General features: G+C 70.1%; 16 protein-coding genes. 7 read left to right on the top strand and 9 right to left on the bottom strand.

The window, feature by feature from the left end; all coding sequences use genetic code 11:
- The 5 genes from PMI01_RS16590 to PMI01_RS16570 form a co-directional block, all read left to right on the top strand.
- The coding region (locus PMI01_RS16590) for a gluconate 2-dehydrogenase subunit 3 family protein (protein WP_007671371.1) at positions 1 to 508 on the top strand (508 nt) is incomplete at its 5' end.
- 355 nt (positions 509 to 863) lie between these two features.
- Positions 864 to 2,246, top strand: a complete 1,383-nt coding sequence (locus PMI01_RS16585) for an alginate export family protein (protein WP_007671368.1) — start codon at positions 864 to 866, stop codon at positions 2,244 to 2,246.
- A 22-nt stretch (positions 2,247 to 2,268) separates the two neighbouring features.
- Positions 2,269 to 3,567 carry a CmpA/NrtA family ABC transporter substrate-binding protein gene (locus PMI01_RS16580; RefSeq protein WP_007671365.1) on the top strand — a complete coding sequence of 433 codons (1,299 nt, stop codon included), beginning with the start codon at positions 2,269 to 2,271 and terminating at the stop codon, positions 3,565 to 3,567.
- 13 nt (positions 3,568 to 3,580) lie between these two features.
- Positions 3,581 to 4,483 (top strand): nitrate ABC transporter permease, encoded by a 903-nt coding sequence (gene ntrB, locus PMI01_RS16575; protein ID WP_007671363.1) that lies wholly within the window; start codon positions 3,581 to 3,583, stop codon positions 4,481 to 4,483.
- A gap of 12 nt (positions 4,484 to 4,495) precedes the next feature.
- Positions 4,496 to 5,281, top strand: coding sequence for an ABC transporter ATP-binding protein (locus PMI01_RS16570; protein ID WP_007671361.1), 786 nt, complete (start codon positions 4,496 to 4,498; stop codon positions 5,279 to 5,281).
- A gap of 20 nt (positions 5,282 to 5,301) precedes the next feature.
- Here the strand turns inward: PMI01_RS16570 and PMI01_RS16565 are convergent, their stop codons facing one another.
- The 5 genes from PMI01_RS16565 to PMI01_RS16545 all read right to left on the bottom strand — a co-directional run bounded on the left by PMI01_RS16565 (position 5,302) and on the right by PMI01_RS16545 (position 13,303).
- Positions 5,302 to 6,660: an MmgE/PrpD family protein gene (locus tag PMI01_RS16565; protein ID WP_007671359.1), complete on the bottom strand. Its 1,359-nt coding sequence runs from the start codon at positions 6,658 to 6,660 to the stop codon at positions 5,302 to 5,304.
- Complete coding sequence (add, locus tag PMI01_RS16560) at positions 6,657 to 7,787, bottom strand: adenosine deaminase (protein WP_007671356.1); 1,131 nt, start codon at positions 7,785 to 7,787, stop codon at positions 6,657 to 6,659. The genes PMI01_RS16565 and add overlap by 4 nt, the downstream gene beginning before the upstream one ends.
- A gap of 20 nt (positions 7,788 to 7,807) precedes the next feature.
- A complete protein-coding gene (locus tag PMI01_RS16555) occupies positions 7,808 to 9,130 on the bottom strand; it encodes an NCS2 family permease (RefSeq protein WP_007671353.1) in 1,323 nt (440 codons plus the stop codon).
- Complete coding sequence (locus PMI01_RS16550; protein WP_035036720.1) at positions 9,127 to 10,200, bottom strand: nucleoside hydrolase; 1,074 nt, start codon at positions 10,198 to 10,200, stop codon at positions 9,127 to 9,129. Before PMI01_RS16550 ends, PMI01_RS16555 begins: the two co-directional genes overlap by 4 nt.
- Before the next feature lie 130 nt (positions 10,201 to 10,330).
- Positions 10,331 to 13,303: a TonB-dependent receptor gene (locus PMI01_RS16545; RefSeq protein ID WP_202948092.1), complete on the bottom strand. Its 2,973-nt coding sequence runs from the start codon at positions 13,301 to 13,303 to the stop codon at positions 10,331 to 10,333.
- Between the two features lie 272 nt (positions 13,304 to 13,575).
- Between PMI01_RS16545 and PMI01_RS16540 the strand changes: the two genes are divergently transcribed.
- Positions 13,576 to 14,523, top strand: coding sequence for a LysR family transcriptional regulator (locus PMI01_RS16540; protein WP_007671345.1), 948 nt, complete (start codon positions 13,576 to 13,578; stop codon positions 14,521 to 14,523).
- Positions 14,524 to 14,551: 28 nt separating this feature from the next.
- Here the strand turns inward: PMI01_RS16540 and PMI01_RS16535 are convergent, their stop codons facing one another.
- Genes PMI01_RS16535 through PMI01_RS16520 form a run of 4 tightly spaced genes read right to left on the bottom strand, consistent with a single transcriptional unit; the run spans position 14,552 to position 18,250 of the window.
- Positions 14,552 to 15,541, bottom strand: a complete 990-nt coding sequence (locus tag PMI01_RS16535) for a class I SAM-dependent methyltransferase (RefSeq protein WP_007671342.1) — start codon at positions 15,539 to 15,541, stop codon at positions 14,552 to 14,554.
- A gap of 2 nt (positions 15,542 to 15,543) precedes the next feature.
- Positions 15,544 to 15,756, bottom strand: a complete 213-nt coding sequence (locus tag PMI01_RS16530; protein ID WP_007671340.1) for a DUF5989 family protein — start codon at positions 15,754 to 15,756, stop codon at positions 15,544 to 15,546.
- Positions 15,753 to 17,522, bottom strand: coding sequence for a carbamoyltransferase family protein (locus PMI01_RS16525; protein WP_007671337.1), 1,770 nt, complete (start codon positions 17,520 to 17,522; stop codon positions 15,753 to 15,755). Before PMI01_RS16525 ends, PMI01_RS16530 begins: the two co-directional genes overlap by 4 nt.
- Positions 17,522 to 18,250: a ferritin-like domain-containing protein gene (locus PMI01_RS16520; RefSeq protein ID WP_007671334.1), complete on the bottom strand. Its 729-nt coding sequence runs from the start codon at positions 18,248 to 18,250 to the stop codon at positions 17,522 to 17,524. Before PMI01_RS16520 ends, PMI01_RS16525 begins: the two co-directional genes overlap by 1 nt.
- Positions 18,251 to 18,363: 113 nt before the next feature.
- Between PMI01_RS16520 and PMI01_RS16515 the strand changes: the two genes are divergently transcribed.
- Entirely contained in the window at positions 18,364 to 19,563 is a 1,200-nt protein-coding gene (locus tag PMI01_RS16515; protein ID WP_007671331.1) for a hypothetical protein, read from the top strand.
- The last annotated feature ends 44 nt before the right edge of the window (positions 19,564 to 19,607 follow it).

Here is a 19,607-nt window from a genome sequence, read left to right as displayed (position 1 = left end):
GGCGACCGGCTGGGCCGGACGAGCCGCCGCCCAGACACTGACCTGGACCCCCACGGCGCTGGCGCCCGACCAGGCGCGGCTGGTGGACGTGGTGGCCGAACTGATCATCCCCGCCACGGACACGCCGGGCGCCCGGGAAGCCGGCGTGCCGCAGTTCATCGATCGCGCGTTGGCCAACTATTACGACAAGGCCCAGAAGGAGCGGCTGCTGGGAGGACTGGCGCGCATGGACGCCGACGCTCGCGCCGCCCATGGCGACGTCTTCGTCGCGTTGACGCCGCAGCAGCAGGTCGAGCTTCTGACCGGCTATGACCGTGAAGCCTCGGCGGTTCGCAACGAAACACCTGACGACGCCCACTTCTTCCTGGTGCTCGAGAACCTGGTGACGGTCGGCTATTTCACATCCGAACCCGGCGCGACGGTGGCGTTGAGATACGACCCCATACCGGGCGCCTACCACGGGTGCGTGCCGCTGTCGGAACTCGGCCGGGCCTGGGCGACCCGGTAGGGCGGCGGCGACCTCCGCGGTGTGATCAAGAGCGATCGGCGCGGCGGCGCACGGGCTGGACGCGACGCATAAACGCGCGAAATTCAAGCATCGACCGCGCCGGCCCTGCATGGCCGCTGTGCAAAATGACCCCATTCTCTTGTTGCGGTGCGACATAACGCGGTTTTCCAATTGCCGCGTCGCGCCGCCGGCCCCTTCCTGATCTCGACACGCGGGACAACGACGTTCCGCGCAGGCCCGAGAGGGCCGCCCAGCGGCGATGCAGCCGCCAGGTACCGTTTGGACAACGACGTCCGGAGAGATCGCCGCCGCGATCTCGCCGGGCGTTTTTTTTTGGTCTTTGGGGGATCAAGGCATGAAAAACTCGCGAGGAATGCTGCGTTGCAGCGTGGCTTTCTGCGCCCTGACGTTGGGCGGAACGGCCTTTGCTCAAGCCGCGCCGGAACCGGTTCCAGCGGTCGCGGAGCCGGCTGGCGAAGCCGTCGCCGAACCGGCGGCCGAGGCCGTCGAACCGCCGCCGCCGCCGACCTTCAGCGACCAGGTCGCGGCCGGAAAGCTGATCCTGGAGGTCCGGGCCCGCTACGAGGGCGTCGACCAGACCAAGACCGCGACGCTGACCGACGACGCCTCGGCCTTCACGATCCGCACCCGCCTGGGCTGGGAGACCGCCGAGTTCCACAGCGTCAAGGGCCTGATCGAGTTCGAGGACGTCCGCCAGGCCGGTCCCGAACACTACGCCGTCAACGTGCCGGGCGTGGCCACCCCGCCGCTGAACGGGGCCGACAAGGCCAAGTATCCGATCGTCAACGACCCGGACGTCACCGAGCTGAACCGCGCCCAGCTGACCTGGACGCCGAGCGCCGCCCTGCAGGTCACCGCCGGCCGCCAGCGCATCCTGCTCGACGATCAGCGCTTCGTCGGCAATGTCGGCTGGCGTCAGGACGAGCAGACCTTCGACGCCGTCCGCGCCGACGTCGCCCTGGGCCGGTTCAAGGCGACCTACGCCTATGTCACCCACATCAACCGCATCCTCGGCGAGCTGAAGGACTGGGACTCGGATAGCCACCTGCTGAACGTCACCTGGTCACCGGCCGAGGCGCTGCGCCTGCAGGGCTTCGTCTACGCCCTCGACTTCGGCAATTCGGCGGTCAACTCGTCGCTGACCAAGGGGGTCAAGGCCTCGGGCAAGACCTGGGTCGGCCTCTACCAGCTGGCCTACAACGCCACCTACGCCAAGCAGTCGGAGTATCACGGCAACACGCCCGACTTCGACCTGGCCTATTTCGGCGGCGACGTCGCCGGCACCTTCGACATCTACACGGTCAAGGCCAGCTACGAGTCGCTGGAGGGTAACGGGACCCGGGGCTTCACCACGCCCCTGGCCACCGTCCACGCCTTCCAGGGCTGGTCCGACGCCTTCGTCTCGCCGGGCGGCAACAAGAGCTTCGTCGACGGGATCGAGGACGCCAACCTCAGCTTCAACGCCAAGCCGCGGTTCAAGCGGACCTACTTCTTCAACACCGACATCCTGGTCCGCTACCACGACTTCAACGACCAGAGGACCGGCGCGGACCTTGGCCGCGAGTGGGACGTGCAGTTCACCGCCGCCATCACCCCCAAGCTCTCGATCCAGCTGAAGTACGCCGACTTCCAGCGCGAAAAGACCGTGCCCCTGGGCACGGCGACGCCGCCGGCCTCGCGGACCAAGGCCTGGTTCACCCTCGAATACAAACTCTGATTTCCAGCGGGATTTGCAGCTCATGACCAAGATCGACAAGACCGCCGCCACGCCCGAAGCGGGCCTGACCCGCCGCCACGCCCTGGTGGGAGCCGCCGCCACGGTCGCCGCCGCCAAGGCCCTGTTCCCGGCCGGGGCCCACGCCGCCGGCGCCGGACCCGAGGTGGCCAAGGCCCGGCTGGGCTTCATCGCCCTGACCGACTCCGCGCCGGTGATCATCGCCAAGGAACGCGGCCTGTTCGCCAAGCACGGCCTGCCCGACCTGGAGGTGGTCAAGCAGGCCTCGTGGGCCGCCACCCGCGACAACCTGGTGCTGGGCTCGGAGCGCGGCGGCATCGACGGGGCCCACATCCTGTCGCCCATGCCCTATCTGATGACCACGGGCGCGATCACCGGCGGCGCGCCGACCCCGATGTACGTGCTGGCCCGGCTCAACACCAACGGCCAGGGCATCTCGGTCGGCAACGACCTGAAGGCGGTGAAGGTCGGGCTGAACAGCGCCGGCGCCAAGGCCAAGTTCCTGCAACTGAAGGCGGCCGGCAACATCGCCAAGGTGGCCATGACCTTCCGGGGCGGCACCCACGACCTGTGGGTGCGCTACTGGCTGGCGGCCGGCGGCATCAATCCCGAGACCGATGTGGCCACCATCGTCATCCCGCCGCCGCAGATGGTGGCCAACATGAAGGCCGGCACCCAGGACGCCTTCTGCGTCGGCGAGCCGTGGAACGGCCAGCTGGTCAACCAGCGGGTCGGCTACACCGCCTGCCTGACCTCGGAACTGTGGATGAACCACCCGGAAAAGGCGCTGGGCATGCGCGCCGCCTGGGTCGACAAGTATCCGCGCGCCGCCCAGGCGATCACCGCCGCCGTGCAGGAAGCCGCCCTGTGGTGCGACAAGGCCGCCAACCTGCCGGCCATGTGCTCGATCGTCTCGGGCCGCCAGTACGTCAACGTGCCGATGGGCGACATCCTGCCCCGCCTGCAGGGCACGGTGGACTATGGCGACGGGCGGACGCTGAAGAACTCGCCGCACCGGATGAAGTTCTGGGCCGACAACGCCAGCTTCCCGTTCAAGTCGCACGACCTGTGGTTCCTGACCGAGGACATCCGCTGGGGCGTGCTGCCGCAGAAGACCAACACCCAGGCCCTGGTCAACAAGGTCAACCGCTCGGACATCTGGCGCGCGGCGGCCAAGACCATCGGCCAGACGGGCCCCGCCGGCGACAGCCGCGGCGTCGAGCGGTTCTTCGACGGCAAGGTGTTCGACCCGGCCAATCCGGGCGCCTACCTGGCCAGCCAGCCGATCAAGAAGCTGGTCTAGGGAGGGCGCGGCGATGACCTTTCCCAAGCCCTCGTTCTCGCCGGCCGAACCGGTGGTCGGGCCCATGGCCGGGCCGGCCATCGCGCCGCCCGCCGGCGAGACCCGGACCTCCGGCCTCGCCGAAGTGAAGCGGCGGGCCGGCGCGACGGCGGCGGCGGTGATCCCGCCGCTGCTGACCCTGCTGGCGATCCTCGGCGTCTGGCAGGTCGCGGTCGGCGACTCCTATGCCGGCCTGCCGTCGCCCGCCCATGTCTGGACCGACTCCAAGACCCTGATCCTCGACCCGTTCTTCGACAACGGCGGGGTCGACAAGGGCCTGTTCTGGCACGTGCTGACCAGCCTCAAGCGGGTCGGGATCGGCTTCTCGATCTCGGCGGTGTGCGGGGTGATGCTGGGCGTGCTGATCGGCTCCAACCGCTGGGCGCACCGGGGCCTCGACCCGATCTTCCAGGTGCTGCGCACCGTGCCGCCCCTGGCCTGGCTGCCGATCTCGCTGGCCGCCTTCCGCGAGGCCCAGCCCTCGGCCCTGTTCGTGATCTTCATCACCTCGATCTGGCCGATCATCATCAACACCGCCGTCGGCGTGCGCAACATCCCGGCCGACTATGTCAACGTGGCCAAGGTGCTGCGGCTGTCGCCGGTGGAGTACTTCTTCCAGATCCTGCTGCCGGCCACCGCGCCCTACATCTTCACCGGCCTGCGGATCGGCATCGGCATGAGCTGGCTGGCCATCGTCGCTTCCGAGATGCTGCTGGGCGGCGTCGGCGTCGGCTTCTTCATCTGGGACCAGTACAACGCCTCGCGCATCTCCGACATCATCGTGGCCCTGGCCTGGGTCGGTCTGACCGGCTTCTTCCTCGACCGCCTGGTGGCCCTGCTGGGCCACGTCATCTCGCGCGGCAACGCGGCCAGCTAGGAGACCACGACCATGGCCAAGGCCTATCTCTCCATCGAAGGCGTCGGCGTCACCTTCGCCAAGGGCGCCGCCCGTTCCGAGGTGCTGACCGGCATCGACCTGCGGGTCGACAAGGGCGAGTTCGTCTCGATCATCGGCCATTCCGGCTGCGGCAAGTCGACCTTGCTCAACGTGGTCGCCGGCCTGGTTCCCGTAACCACCGGGGCGGTGATCCTCGACAAGCAGGAGGTCAACGCGCCGGGACCCGACCGGGCGGTGGTGTTCCAGAACCACTCGCTGCTGCCCTGGCTGTCGGTGCGCGAGAACGTCTCCCTGGCGGTCAACAAGGTGTTCGGGGCCAGCAAGAGCGCCGCCGAGCGCCGCGACTGGACCCTGCACAACCTCGACCTGGTCAAGATGACCCACGCCCTGGACAAGCGGCCCGCCGAGATCTCGGGCGGCATGAAGCAGCGGGTCGGCATCGCCCGGGCTCTGGCCATGGAGCCCAAGGTGCTGCTGCTGGACGAGCCGTTCGGGGCCCTGGACGCCCTGACCCGCGCCCACCTGCAGGACAGCGTCATGGAGATCCACGCGACCTTGAACAACACGGTGCTGATGGTCACCCACGACGTCGACGAGGCGGCCCTGCTGTCGGACCGCATCGTGATGATGACCAACGGGCCGCGCGCCTCGATCGGCCAGGTGCTGAACGTGTCCCTGGATCGCCCGCGCGACCGCCTGGCCGTCGCCCAGGACCCGACCTACATCCACGCCCGGGCGGCGGTGATCGAGTTCCTCTACGCCCGCCGCGCCGCCTGAGGGCGGAAGCGGGCGGACCGTTATCGAACGGCGCCGAGGTCGGGGTCTCGCATCAGGGCCAGGAGCTCGGAGAGGTCGGCGCTGTGCTCCAGCCGGCCGATCGCGGCGGCGGCCCGCTCAGCCCGTTCATGGCCGATGACCGGCGCGGCCAGGGCCAGGAACTTGGCGTGCAACCGCGGGCGCTGCGTCGCTAGGTCGCCCGGCGGGAGGCTGATGTCGTGGCGCCTGACCAGGGTCTCGCCGTCGAGCGTCGTGACCGTCACTTCGGTGACGTCCTCTGGCCAGTCCGGCGGCGCCAGTTCGACCGTGGTGACGGCGCGCGAGGCTTCGAGGTCGGGACGCAGGACGACCGCGTCGGCATAGGTGGCGCTGTCGGAGGTGTCCGCGCCGTGCAGCGCCAGGGCGGCGTTGAAGCGCAGGCTGAACTTGGCTTCCAGCCCGGTGCGGGGCGCGGCGATGTTGCACATCGCGTCGGCCCCGGCGTCGACCTTGAGGCGGATCGCGCGGACCTGCTCGGGGCGCAGGCCCTCGCGCCGCAGGGCGCCGATCGCTTCCAGCGTTCCGTGCGTGCCGAAGCAGGCCGCGTGGTGCTTGAAGAGGTTGCGGTCCAGCGCATGGCCGTTCCAGCGAACGCCGCCGGCCGGCGCGCCGTCGGTCTGGGTGGCGATGAAGCCCAGGGGGCGTTCGAGGAGGTCGGGTCGGGCCGTCATCCCGGCCTGCGCCCAGAGCGCCGACGTCAGGCCGGCCTCGGCCGCCCGCCCGGCGTGCAGCGACTTGGCCATCGTCCCGAACTGCGCCTTGAGGCCGGCGGCCTGCGAGCCGGCCAGGCCGTAGGCGCGCGCCGTCGCGGCCTCGTCCAGCCCGAGCAGATGGGCGCAGGCCGCAGCCGCGCCGAAGGCGCCGATCGTCCCCGTCGCGTGAAACCCGCGCGCGTAGTGGCTGGCGCTGACCAGGGCGCCGATCATCCCCGCCGCCTCGTAGCCGGCGACGAAGGCCTGCAGCACGGCGCTCCCCGACAGGCCCTGCGCCTCGGCCAGGGCCAGCACGCCGGGCAGGATGACGGTGGTCGGATGGACGCGCATGGCCAGGTTGACGTCGTCATAGTCCAGCGCGTGGCCCGCCGCGCCGTTGACCAGCGCGGCCTGGCGCGGGCTGAAGCCGAAGGTCCGGCCCACGATGGTGGCGGCGGGCAGGGCGCCTTCGGTCAGGGCCGCGTCGTGCAGCAGCATGCTCAGGGGTTCGCGCGACCCGGCCAGCGCTAGGCCGAACCAGTCGAGCACGCACAGCTTGGCCATCTCCAGCGTCGCGGGCGGGATGTCCGTCGTGGCGGCGCGGCTGAGGCGGACGATCGTCGCCGTCAGGTCGGCGCCTTCGCTCACGCCGCGCCGTCCGCGGGCAACCAGCCGGCCGTAAGGGCCAGTTCGTCGAATTCCGCGGGCCAGGCCGCGCGCCAGGCCGCGCGCTGGCCTTCGTCGGCCCAGGAGCCGTCGATGCCGTTGAGCATCATCGCCTTCAGCGCGTCGAGGTCGTAGCCGAGGTGGCTGTACATCAGCTCCCAGGCGCCGGCCGGGCTGACATTGTGCAGGGTCGGGTCGTCGGTATTGGGGTGGAGCTTCAGGCCCAGCGCCGACATGGCGCGGATCGGATGATCGGCCGCCCAACGCTCGGGTTCGAGCGTGCGCAGGTAGTAGGAGTTGGTCGGCACCACGGTGAAGACGACGCCGCGTTCGGCGTAGCGCCGCGCCAGGTCGGGATTGTCGACGATGGTGTAGCCGTGGTCGACGCGGTCGACCTTCAGCCGTTCGACCGCCGTCTCGACATTGGTCCAGGGCATGCCGAACTCGCCCGCGTGGGCGGTGGCCTTCAGGCCATGGCGGCGGGCCAGGGCGTAGGCCTCGAGGAACAGCTCGGGGGGGCGATCGTTCTCGCGATAGTCGATGCCGACGCCCGCCACCGCCGGATCGCGATGGGCCAGCATCATCTCCACCATCTCCAGGGCGCTGGAGGCCTCGGCCTCGCGGTCGATGCTGGGGATCAGCAGGGCGTTGACCCCGAAATCGGCCTGGGCCTCGCGCATGCCCGCCAGGATGCCGGCCTGGACCTCGCCATAGGCCAGGCCGGTGTCGCGGATCGTGGCGGTCGGGTTCCAGAAGAACTCGGCGTGGCGGACGGTCTCGGCCGCCGCGTCCTCCAGGTACTCGTAGGTGATCCGGCGGAAGTCGTCGGGCTCCAGCAGCAGGTGCCGCTCCAGCGCCCGCAGGACGCGCAGCACGCCGACCGGCTTGGCGCCCCGTGCGTAGAAGGCGGCGATCTCGGCGTCGGTGATCGGCGCGCCGCGCTTGCGGACCAGGGCCGTGAAGGTGTCGCGGCGCACGGCGCCGAGCAGGTGGCAATGCAGCTCCACCTTCGGCAGGGCGCGGAAGAACCGGCGTTGCGCCGCGTCCGTCCGGCGACCGAGCGTGGACGCGGGGACGTTGCCGATAGTCTGGATGGGGTCGGTGGTCATGATGCCTTGGAGACGGGAACTCAGTGCGTGGCGGCGGTGTAGAAGTAGTAGCCAAGCGGGATGGACAGGATCAGCAGGCCGACCGGGATCTCGCGCGCCTTGCCGGCCAGGACCTGGACGATGACATGGACCAGCAGGCCGCCGGCGATGCCGGTGCCGAAGCTGTTGGAGATCAGGGTCAGCAGGACCATGGCCAGGGCCGGCAGGAGGTCGGTGATGTCCTCGCTGCGCAGGTGGCGGATGGTGCCCAGCATCGAGATGCCGATCAGGATCAGGGCGGGCGCCGTGGCCTGCTTGGGGATCGCCATGGCCAGCGGCAGCAGGCACAGCGTGCAGAGGAACAGGATGGCGGCGGTGACCGGGGTCAGGCCGGTGCGCCCGCCCGCCTCGACGCCGGCGGCGGATTCCACCAGGGCGGTGCCGGCCGGGATGCCGATCAGCGGTCCCAGGGCGGCGGCCAGGGAGTCGACCAGGAAGGGCTTCTCGATGCCCGGCAGGTTGCCGTCGGCGTCGGTCAGTCCGGCCTTGGCGCCGATCGCCAGGGTGGTGCCCAGGGTCGAGAAGAACTCGCCGGCGAAGAAGGCGAAGACATAGGGCAGGGCGGCGAGGCTGAACGCGCCCATGAGGTCGACGTGCAGGGCGACCGGCGTCAGGGCGTGGGGCAGGGACAGGCCGCTGTGGGGCAGGTGGGTCAGGCCCAGCGGCACGCCGGCCAGGGCGGCGACGGCGATGCCGGCCAGCACCGCGCCGGGGATCTTGCGCGCCTGCATGGCCACCGCGACCGCCAGGCCGATCAGGGCCACGATCGGCCCGGGCTGGGAGAAGTCGCCCAGCGCCAGGGCGTTGGACTTGACGTTCAGCGCCACCATGCCGGCGTCGCGGCAGCCCAGCATGGCGATGAACAGGCCGATCGAGGCGCCCAGCCCCAGCTTGATCTGCGGCGGGATCATCCGCACCACCAGTTCGCGCGCGCCGGTCAGGGTCAGGACCAGGAACAGCAGGCCCGAGGTCATGGCGATCGCCAGGCCGGTGGCGAAGGGCACGTGCTCCACATGGGCCAGGGTCACGCCCAGGATCACCGAGCCGCCGATGCCGGGCCCGACGATGAACGGCAGGTTGGCGTAGACGCCCATGAACAGGCTGCCCAGCGCCATGACCAGGATGGCGGCGGTGGTCACCGCGCCGCGGTCCATACCGCCGGTCGACAGCAGCGACGGGATCACGACGATCAGATAGGCCGCCGCCAGGAAGCTGGTCAGGCCGGCGATCATCTCGCGGCTGACCGTGGTCTCGCGGGCGTCCAGGGCGAAGCGGCGATCGAGGAAGGCGTGGAGGCGGCTCATTTCGAGGCCTGGGCGATGAAGGTCGACAGGAAGCGGTCGACGTCGATCGCACGGACGATGTGGACCTCGCGCTCGCCGCTGTTGGGGGCCATGTCCTCCTTCCAGACGACGGGCTGGCCGTAGGACGGACCGGGCAGGGTGTCGACGTCCATCCGCGCCACCAGCTCCTCGGTGACCAGCGTGCGGTCGATGGCGACGGCGACGGTGATCTCGTCCCACAGCGGCTGGCCGATCCGGGCGTAGGTCTTGACGTAGGTCGCCACCGGCGTGCCGGCCGCGCCGATGCGGTCGACGACCGCCTGGGTCGCCTTGGCCGAGGCCGTGACGTTGCCCATCACGGTGACCTTCTTCCACGGGGCGGTCAGCACGATGTGGGCCGCCTCGGGGTCGAACAGGAAGTTGAAGTCGGTGGCGTAGTCGGTGTTGCCGGTCACCCGCGCGACGGCGGTGTCGAGCTTGCCGGGTTCGATGACGATCTCCTTGGCCAGCGGCGCGATGTCGGGCGCGATGCGCAGGGCCAGGGCGATGTTGGTGAGGGGGCCGGCGCTGACGATGGTGATCTGGCCGGGATGGGCCCGCACGGTGCGGATCAGGGCGTGGACGGCGTCCTCGTCGGAGGCCTTCAGCGTCGGGGCGCCCTCCGGCATCGGCGGGATCAGGGCGGGGTCCTGCGGATGGTAGGTGCGGCCTGGGCGCGGCGTGCTCCAGGCGCCCTTGAAGGGCACGCGGCCGTAGCGCGCCTCCCAGTTGGCCATCTCGGCCTGGGTGCGCATCAGCGGCATCTCGGCGCCGAGATGCACCGGCACGTCGGGACGCTTGGCGATCTCCAGGAAGCGCAGGGCGTGGGCGGTCTCTTCCTTCAGCCAGGCGTCGCCGGTGACGACGCCGACCCCCATCAGCTTGACCCGCTCGTCGCGCAGCAGCGGGATCAGCGATTGAATGTTGCTCTGGCCAGGGCCAAGGAAGTCATTGTCGAAGAAGATGCTGACCTTGTCGGGGGACCCAGCCGGCGCCGGGGCGGGCGAGGCCGTTCCGGGAGAAGATTGGGCGAGGGCGCTGCTCGCGATCATGCCTGTCGCGAGCAGCGCCGATAGGCCAAGGGCCGCGGGGCGCCAGTAAGGGGTAATGGTGCTGAGCAGCATAAGGTGACTGTCCTTGGCCTAGCCGTCGCGGGAAGGGGGGACCTATCCCGCGCGCGGATCAGAAGCGCGCCGTGGCGCCGACGAACATGTAGCGGCCCAGCGAGTCGTACATGCCCGAGAAGAAGGCCCCGTTCGAGGTCTGGCCGCCGGTGCTGGCGGTCAGGGGCGGATCCTTGTCGAAGGCGTTGTTGACGCCGACCCGGACCGTGACCTTCTCGGCGACGTCCATCGAGGCGGCGAAGTCGACATAGCTGACGCTGGGCATCTTCAGGTCGTAGGGCTGGTAGGCGGCCTTCAGGAAGGTCGCGCTGCTCGACTTGTCGTTCTTCGTCTCGCCGATATAGCGCCAGGTGGCCGACAGGTTGACGCCGCCGCGCGAGGTCCAGTCGGCGATCAGGCGGTGACGCCATTTGGGGATCGGCTGGCCGCAGGTGACGCCGAAATAGCCGTCGCAGCGATAGGGCTGCGAGCCGGGCAGGATCTGGACCTCGTACTTGTTGGTCTTGGTGCCCGAGAAGTTCAGCCCGATCCGGCCCATGTCCTTGCCGAACAGTTCGGGCAGGTCGTGCGCGGCGGTGACCGAGAAATCCAGGCCCGAGGTCTTCAGGTAGCCGGCATTGACGCTGGTGGTGACGACATAGCCGCTGGTGACCAGCGACCCGGTCGCGGCGTTGCGCCTGATCAGGTCGCAGAACACCCCGGTGTTGATGCACTGCGACAGCTCGATCCCGGCCGGAACGGTGGTGATCAGCTTCTTCACGTCGATGTCGAAGTAATCGACGGTGAAGGTCACGCCCTGCAGGAACCGGGGCATGAACTGCACGCCGAACGACTTGGTGTTCGACTTTTCCGGAGCCAGATCGGGATTGCCGCCGACCAGGGCGCCGGACTGCTGGCCCGCCGCCGGGGCGATGGTCCCGTACTGCGCCGCCGTCACGCCCGACAGGGCGCATTGGGCCGCCGTCGCCCTGGGCGTCGCGCCTTCGCAGGGGTCGGTGATCGCGGCGGTCACAGTGCGTTGCGGCCCGAACAGCTCGACCAGGTTGGGGGCCCGCACCGCGCGCTGGAAGCTGCCGCGGAAGCGGATGTCGCTGACCGGGGCCCATTCGCCGCCGGCCTTGTAGGCCCAGGTGTCGCCCGCGGTGCTGTAGTCGGAGTAGCGCACGCCGCCTTCGGCCGACAGGCTCTTGAAGAGCGGCTTGTTCTCGACCAGCGGAACCCGGACCTCGCCATAGACTTCCTTGACGTTGAACGAGCCCTCGATCGGATATTCCCCGCCCGAGTTTCCGGCCACGTCGCGGCTGCTGTAGAACTTGTCGGGCTGGAAGCTGATCTTCTCGTCGCGATATTCGGCGCCGATGGCGACGCCGATCGGATAGCTGGCGAAGGGGCTGGTTAGGCCCAGGTCGCCGGTCAGCGCGCCGCTGAGGATGGTCTCCTCGGTGAAGCCCTTCCGGCGGACGGTGTTCTGCACGTAGTTCAGCGCCGACGGGGTGATGCCGCCGACCTGGAACAGGTTGATCGGCACGCAGGACGGGTCGCTGCCGTTGACCACGGATTCGCAGACGATCTGGCCGCTGCCGTTGGTCACCGCGCGCAGGGCCTTGGCGAACTTGGCCAGGGAATAGTCGTTGGTCAGGCGCGAGGTATAGTCGGTGCGGCCGTACTGGGCGTAGACGTCGTAGCGCCAGTTGGAGGTGATGTCGCCGCGGACGCCGGCCACGCCACGGTAGGACGTGTGGTCGGTATAGTCGTGACGCGAACCGCCCAGGGCGTTGCGCTGCGAGACGATGACGTTGGCGCTCTGCGCGTCGGTCAGGCCGACGGAGGTGCAGATCAGGGTCTTTTCCTGGGCCGAGAGCAGCGGGTTGTTGCAGTTGATGCTTTCGGGGACCGTAAACACGGCGGTGGGCGACAGCTTAATGTCGGCCTCGTCATGCATGTACATGAACTCGCCGTAGATCTCGGCCGCGTCCGAGATCTTGTAGCGGCCAAACAGGTCGGCGTTGTAGCGCTTGTCCGGCGACTGCAGGTCGTAGGTGTTGCCGTTGTTGAAGCCGTCCGAGGTGCGATAGGCGCGCAGGGTGTTGCCGGTCGTGCTGTCCAGGGCGTAGCTGCCGCGCGTCGCGCCGGTGGCCGGGTTGGTCAGCTGGAACTGGACCGGATAGGTGGCGCTGGACAGCGAGCAGGCATAGCCGGTCGCGGTGGCCGACAGGTTGCAGGTCGAGAAGTCGCGGTCCTTGGTGCCGACGCCGGCGATCTCCTTGTAGCTGAAGAAGCCGGTGACGTTGCCGCGACCGTCGGCGAAGTTCCGGCCGGCCGTGATCGAATAGCTCTGCTGGCCGCCGTCGAGTTCGCGGCCCACCGCCGGCGTCTGTCCCGCCGCCGTGGCCGCCGAGACGATGGCGCTGTGATTGTTGTGCATGTACAGGCCGCCCTGCACGTCCAGCTGCACGCCCTCGAAGTCGCGCTTCAGCATGAAGTTGACGACGCCGGCCAGGGCGTCCGACCCGTAGACGGCCGAGGCGCCGCCGGTGACCACGTCGATCTGCTGGATCAGCGCGGCGGGGATGTTGTTGATGTCGGCGGCCTGGGCCGCCGAGCGGGCGGGGTCGCCCTGCATCAGGCGCTTGCCGTCGATCAGGACCAGGGTTCGCTGGTTGCCGAGATTGCGCAGGTTGATGGTGGCGGTGCCGCTGGCCCCGACCGTGCCGCCGCGATTGCCGCTGCCCTGGTCGGCGAAGGCCTGGGGCAGGGTGTTGATCAGGTCCTCGACGCGGACGACGCCGCGCTGGGCGATCTGCTTGTTGGTCACCGTGCTGATCGGGCTGACGCTGGTGGCGTCGGGGCTCTTGATGCGCGATCCGGTGACCACCACCGCTTCGACCTCGGCGCTGGCCGAGGTGTCCTGCGCCTGGGCCGAGGCGCCGCAGGACAGGGCGATGAGCACGGCGGTGGAGGCGATGCCCAGCATCGACGCCTTGCCGTGCGAGGTGGCGCGTTCAGGCCGATGGCCGACAACAGACAACATGAAGAACCCCCGTGATGGTTGGCGCGCCCGCCGACAGCCTCCCCAGGCGTTTCTTCCTATAGTTGTTCACCCCAGCAAGTAGATTTGCCCAAAGTCCGCGCTTGTTTCGCGGAGGTTGCGCCAATTCTGCTGCTTATTTCAACTATTCCATCGGTGCGCGATTGTTACGAGGTTATGACGGCTCCTTAGAATTGGAAGCTCTTTGTAGTTATCTGCTTATAGGGTTGGCTTATAACCAGGGGCCGGCCCGTTCACTGTCCCCGAAGGCCGCCATGCCAGAGATCTTGACCGCCCCGGCCTCGCGCCCAGCGGCCCGCACCCAGGCCATCTCGCTGCGCCAGCTGCGCTTCTTCACCGCCCTGGCCGACGCGGGCAACTTCAGCCGGGCGGCCGAGCGGATGATCGTGTCCCAACCCGCCTTGAGCGCGGGCATCCGTCAGATCGAGGAGCATCTGGGCGTCCGGCTGTTCGACCGCAGCACCCACCATGTCTCCCTTACCGACGCCGGGGCCGCCTTCCTGCCGCACGCCCTGCGCCTGCTGAAGACCGCCGACAACGCCTTCGTCGACATGAGCGACGTCGCCGCGCGGGGCAAGGCGGTGATCCGGATCGGCGCGATCCCGTCGGTGGTGCCGGCGGCGGCCGAGATCGTGGCGCGGCTCGGCGGCCAGTGCGACGATGTGAGCTTCCACCTCAGCGACGGCAAGAACGACGCGCTCCTTGGAAACCTGCGCACCGGCGCGCTCGACATCGTCGTGGGCGTTCTGGGGCGCACCGAGGAGGGGCTGGAAGCGACCCTGATCGCCGAGGACGAGATGCTGCTGGTGACGCCGAAGGATCATCCGCTCGCGGCCTCGGCCAGCCTGCCCTGGAGCGCCCTGGAAGGCAGCGAGATCGTTCACTTCGTCGGCGGCAGCATCGGCGAGCTCAGCTCGGCGGCGATGCGCCAGAACAACCTGTCGCCCTCGACGCGCTACAAGGTCGACCAGGTGGGGTCGCTGCTCGGCCTGGCCAGCAGCGGCCTGGCGGTCGGCGTCCTGCCGCGTCTCTACACGCGCGGCCTCGACACCGATCGGGTGCGGCTGACGCCGCTGACGCACCCGGCGATCAAGCGCAAGCTGATGCTGTTCCATCGCGCCAAGCTCCGCGAGGAACATCCCCGCGCGGCGGCGCTGTGCGCCCTGCTGGTCCCCGCCCTGCGCGGCGCGCTGGCGGTCTGAAGCCGCCGGCGACGCGCGCGGACCGGCGTCAGGTCGGCCCGGTGGGGGCCGGCGTGCTCGACCCGGAGCGTTGGCCGACCATCACGAACAATCCGCCCTCCGGCCCGAGGCTGCGCATCCATCCCAGCTGCGCCAGCCAGGCCTCGAGCGCCCAGTTGTCGGCCGCCGGGATGAACAGGTCTTCCGGATCGTCGCCGAGGACGGTGCTGGGATAGGCGCGCACATAGTCGACGTCGTTGTCGCGGAACCAGGCCAGCACCTCGGCGTGGGTGTGGCGATGCTCCTCGGGGTGACGGTACTGGTCGCGGAGCCAGGCCGCGCGGCGTTCGGGCTCGGCGGCGCGGTCGCGCAGCACCGGGTCGAACGGGATCCAGCGGAAGCCGGACAGCCGGCCGACGGCCCGGCGCAGGCGCAGCGGCAGGCGGGCATAGGCGTTGTAGAGCCCCAGGACGATCATCCCGCCCGGTCGCGCCAGCCGGACCAGGCGACGGAACGACGCCCGCGGATCGGGCGTGTGGTGCAGCACGCCGGAGCAATAGACCAGGTCGAAGGCGCCCTCGCGCAGGCCGGGAGCCGCCAGGTCGGTCTCGACGAACCGCACGCCGCTCACCCCGAACCGCCGGGCCGCCGCCGCGCCCAGCGCCAGCGAGGCCCGGGTAAGGTCGGCGCCGATCACCAGGCGGTCGGCCCGGGCGAGGTAGAGGCTCATCTGGCCCGTGCCGCAGCCCATCTCCAGGATCCTGGCGTCGCCGGCGACGGACCGGTCCAGCAGCCGCGCGAAGGGGCTGCGCTCGGCGCGAGCGCGCAGCCAGTCCAGACTGTCGCGCGGCGGATAGCCGGGGAACGGCGCATGCTCGTAGAAGCGGCGTACGGTTTCGGTGCGGTCGTCGGCCGCCAGGCGCAAGGCCGGCACGCCGTCCGGCGCGGCGTGGCGGGCGCCGCAGCCCAGGCAGGTCCAGTCCGCCGCCAGGTCGCCGGCGCAGGCCGGACAGGCGAGCAGCGTGCGGAACGCCTCCACGGTCAGAAGATGGCGTAGACGAACGGCGCCAGGGCTTCGACGCTGACGGCCAAAATCAGGATCGCGCCGGTCAGGCACAGGAAGACGGCCAGGGGGATGAGCCAGCGCCGCCCGGGGCCGCCGCGCCAAAGGCCCTGGACCAGTTCCAGGGTCGAGCCGGCCATGCTGCCCAGCACGATCATCTGGCGATGAAACCTTCCGCGAGGACGGATCATGCGACTTCCTCCCTGGGCGCGGCCTGGGCGACCGCGCGCTTGACGATGCGGGACCGGCCGGCGACCAGGACGTCGATGCCCGAACGCCGGAACGTGGAATAGCCCTCGACCACCCGGTTGACGATCGGCTCGCCGGCCAGGTTGAACGAGGTGTTGAGCAGCACCGGCAGGCCGCTGCGCCGGCCGTAGGCGAGCAGCAGGTCGTGCAGCCGCGGGGCCATGTCCCGCTCCAGGACCTGCATCCGGGCGGTGCCGTCCACATGGGTGACGGCGGCCAGGCGCTCGCGCCATTCGGCCCGCACCGGAAAGACGCCCGACATGAACCGCGCCAGGCGCGCTCCGCCCGGCGGCAGCACGAAGAAGCGGTCGGCCGCCTCGATGGGAACGACCGGGGCGAAGGGGCGGAACTCCTCGCGATACTTGATGTCCCGGTTGAGCCGGTCGCGCATGGCCAGGTCGTGCGGGGCCGTCAGGATGCTGCGATGGCCCAGGGCGCGAGGACCAAATTCCAGCGCCCCGTCCATCCAGCCCACGACCCGGTCGCGGGCCAGGTCTTCCACGGTCAGGTCGATCAGGGCCGGCTCGTCGAGGGTCTGGAGTGGCAGGCCGTCCTCGCCGGCCAGGCGCGCCAGTTCGGCCTCGTCGAGCTCCGGTCCCCAGAACGGATGGTCGGGGACGTCGCGGTCGGGATTGCCGAAATGGATGCGGTCGGCGTAGAGCGCCGCCCCCAGGGCGCTGCCCGCGTCGCCCGGCGCCGAGGGCACGAACAGGCGCTCGAAGCCCGACTCGGCCAGGATGCGGGTGTTGGCGACGCCGTTCAGCGCCACGCCGCCGCCCAGGCAGAGGTCCGGCAGGCCGGTCTCGCGCTTCAGGCGGCGGGTCAGGTCGACCAGGACCTCTTCCAGCACCTGCTGCGCGCTGGCGGCGATGTCAGCGAACCTGCGCCCCTCGGCGGACTCCAGATCGATGGGCCCATGCGCCAGGCGGGGCGGGCCGAAGAGGTCGACGAAGCGCCGGGAGAACGAGCGCGTGACGCTGGTATGGAACTCGAAATAGTCGAGGTCGAGGGCGAAGGCCCCGTCCGGGGTGCGACGCAGCACCTTGCGGACCTGGTCGACCATCGACGGGCGGCCATAGGCGGCCAGGCCCATGACCTTGTACTCGCCCTCGTTGATGGCGAAGCCGAGATAGGCGGTGAAGGTCGAGTAGAACATGCCCAGCGAGTGGGGAAAGCGCACCTCGCGATCCAGGATGATCCGGGTGGGGCCGTCGGCCGGCCGCTCGCCCCGGCCCACGGTGGTGGTCGCCCATTCGCCCACGCCGTCGGTGGTCAGGATCGCCGCGCGCCGGGTCGGGGCGGTCAGGAAGGCGGCGGCCGCGTGCGACTGGTGGTGCTCGGTGAACAGGATCTTATCCCGCCGCACCCCCAGCTGGGCGGTGATCAGGCCGCGCACCCAGGCCTTTTCGCCCAGCGTGTTCTTCATGGCGTGGGCGAAGGCGCGGCGACTGTGGGGAAAGGCGCGCAGGGCGCTGGTCAGGATCCGGTCGAACTTCAGCATCGGCCGTTCGTAGAAGACCACCGCGTCGAGGTCCTCGGGCTGCAGGCCGGCCTGGTCGAGGCACCACTCTATGGCCCCCATCGGGAAGGCCGCGTCGTTCTTGCGCCGCGACAGGCGCTCTTCCTGCACGGCCGCGACCGGAAGGCCGTCGACGACCAGGGCCGCGGCGGCGTCGTGGTAGTGGGCGGAGACGCCGAGGATCTTCATCAGTATTGCCGCGTCAGCGCGCCGTTGCGCTGTTCCGGTATGGCGACCCAGCCGAGCGGCTCGCGAGCCTGGGCGCGGCGGGCCAGCAGGGCAAAGGGCGGCGCCAGGATGAAATACTGCAGGGTCAGGATGACCGCGCCGATCAGGCCGGCCAAGGCGCCCGCGAAGCGCAGGTACAGCGACCACAACCGGCGCAGGCGGGCCATCCAGAGCAGGCGGCCGTGACCCCCGGGCGAGACCCGGATCAACTGAGCGTGCGTGTAGTTCATGTGGAACGCCTCGTCTTGCGCGACCTTCTCGAAGACCTCGCGGGTGGCCGGGTCGTGTCCCAGCACGTCGACATAGTGGGCGAAGTCGCGGGCGGCGGTCTTCTCGGACAGGTGCAGGAAGGCCAGCAGCGAGCCGTCGCGTTCCTGCTCCACGCGCAGGTCGTCCAGGCCCCGCTCGCCCGGCGCCAGCCATTGGGTCCGACCGCCGCCGTCCGGCCCGGGCGGCAGCTGGGCCATCAGCGCTCGGCCCCGTTTGCGGAAGAGCTCGGCGTGACGCTGCTCGTCCAGGGCGTGGACCAGGAACAGCTTGCGAAGCACCGGATCGCGGGTCTGTTCGGCGGCGCGGACGATGTCGCGCCCGCCGTCCGCCTCGACCTCGGCGAACCGCAGCAGGTTGGTCGCCCGCCGCCGGGCGTCACGCCAAACCCACCAGTGAACCAACGACAGTAGGGATCTCATGCGCTAGCATCCCCTTGGTCTGTTTCTGGAATAACACCGGTATGCATGGGCCGCCAGTTGCCTCGTCCGCCCCCGGCGGCGCGCTCGTCCGGCGCCTGTCGGCGGAGGCCGTCGTGGCGGCGCTCGGCGCGGCGCTGGTGGTCTGGGCGCTCGTGGCCGACGGCGCCTGGATGGACCGGCATATCCTGCCCGATTTCTACACCCCGAGAGCCACGCAAGCTCTTGTCCTGCTGGGCTTTCGGGTCGCGAGCGGAGGGTTGGGGCTGGCCCTGATCCTCTGGATTCGTCCCCGCGCGGGGCGCCTGTTCGCCAGGGTTCCCCTGGTCCGCCTGGCCCGCGACGCCGCGCCGGTCGCGGTCGCCGTGGGACTGTCCCTGGTGTTCTGCGAGGTCCTTTTGTCGCACCTGCCCTGGCTGCGCGCCCAGGATACGCCCGCCCTGCGTGAGCCCTTGCGGCGGCGCGACGCACAGCTGGGCTGGGTCCTGGAACCGTCGCGGCAGGGCGTGGGCGGGCTGGGCGGGCGTTCCATCGCCTACGCCATCGACGCCGCGGGCCATCGGGTGCGCCGCCCGGGCGACGCCGTCGATCCGGCCCGGCCGACCATCCTGTTCACCGGCGAGTCGATCATGCTCGGTCACGGCCTGACCTGGGAGGAGTCGATCCCCGCGCGGGTCGAGGCCCTGACCGGCGTCCAGAGCGCCAACCTGGCGGTGGAGGGCTACGCGACGGACCAGGCCTATCTTCGCCTGCGCCAGGAATGGCCGCGCTATCGGCGGCCGGTGGCGGTGGTGTCGCTGTTCATGCCGTCGCTGTTCCGGCGCAACCTGGACGCCGATCGTCCGCGCCTCGACTCCGGCCTGGCCTGGCGTCCGCCGGACGCCGCGCCGCGCCTGGTCCAACTGGCCCGCCGGGCGATCCCCTACCGCTCGGACGCCGAGATCGACCGGGGCGTGGCCATGAGCCGGGCGGCGCTCGCCGACACGGTCGCGATGGCGCGCCGGCGCGGCGCCACGCCGCTGATCGTCGTGCCGCAGCTGGCGCCGGAGACCGCCGCGGAGCGGGCGCTGCGCCGCCGCGTGCTCGACGAGGCGGGGCTGCCCTATGTGATGGTGACCCTCGATCCCGGCTGGCGCCTGCCCAGCAATCGCCATCCGGACGCCCGGGCGGCGCGGGTGATCGCCGGCGCTATCGCGGCCTACCTCCAGGCCCATCCGGGCGCGGAACATCGTCGATGCCCGGCCACCGCGGGCGGCGAGGCGGGCGTTTCATTCCCGGAAGGGCGGGCGCCGGGAGCGCCGAGTTGCGAGACTTAGGGAGTCTTTTGATTCCAATGGCTTAGATGCGCAGCGCTGGTCGG

This window comes from Caulobacter sp. AP07 (assembly GCF_000281955.1).
Taxonomy (GTDB): Bacteria; Pseudomonadota; Alphaproteobacteria; order Caulobacterales; family Caulobacteraceae; genus Caulobacter.
This window is presented reverse-complemented; position numbering and strand designations above follow the sequence as displayed.

Bases quoted from the DNA above. Each gene is read 5' to 3' on its own strand.
- PMI01_RS16585 (WP_007671368.1), top strand. From the start codon at position 864: ATGAAAAACTCGCGAGGAATGCTGCGTTGCAGCGTGGCTTTCTGCGCC.
- PMI01_RS16580 (WP_007671365.1), top strand. From the start codon at position 2,269: ATGACCAAGATCGACAAGACCGCCGCCACGCCCGAAGCGGGCCTGACC.
- ntrB (WP_007671363.1), top strand. From the start codon at position 3,581: ATGACCTTTCCCAAGCCCTCGTTCTCGCCGGCCGAACCGGTGGTCGGG.
- PMI01_RS16570 (WP_007671361.1), top strand. From the start codon at position 4,496: ATGGCCAAGGCCTATCTCTCCATCGAAGGCGTCGGCGTCACCTTCGCC.
- add (WP_007671356.1), bottom strand. From the start codon at position 7,787: ATGACCACCGACCCCATCCAGACTATCGGCAACGTCCCCGCGTCCACG.
- PMI01_RS16555 (WP_007671353.1), bottom strand. From the start codon at position 9,130: ATGAGCCGCCTCCACGCCTTCCTCGATCGCCGCTTCGCCCTGGACGCC.
- PMI01_RS16550 (WP_035036720.1), bottom strand. From the start codon at position 10,200: ATGATCGCGAGCAGCGCCCTCGCCCAATCTTCTCCCGGAACGGCCTCG.
- PMI01_RS16545 (WP_202948092.1), bottom strand. From the start codon at position 13,303: ATGTTGTCTGTTGTCGGCCATCGGCCTGAACGCGCCACCTCGCACGGC.
- PMI01_RS16540 (WP_007671345.1), top strand. From the start codon at position 13,576: ATGCCAGAGATCTTGACCGCCCCGGCCTCGCGCCCAGCGGCCCGCACC.
- PMI01_RS16530 (WP_007671340.1), bottom strand. From the start codon at position 15,756: ATGATCCGTCCTCGCGGAAGGTTTCATCGCCAGATGATCGTGCTGGGC.
- PMI01_RS16525 (WP_007671337.1), bottom strand. From the start codon at position 17,522: ATGAAGATCCTCGGCGTCTCCGCCCACTACCACGACGCCGCCGCGGCC.
- PMI01_RS16520 (WP_007671334.1), bottom strand. From the start codon at position 18,250: ATGAGATCCCTACTGTCGTTGGTTCACTGGTGGGTTTGGCGTGACGCC.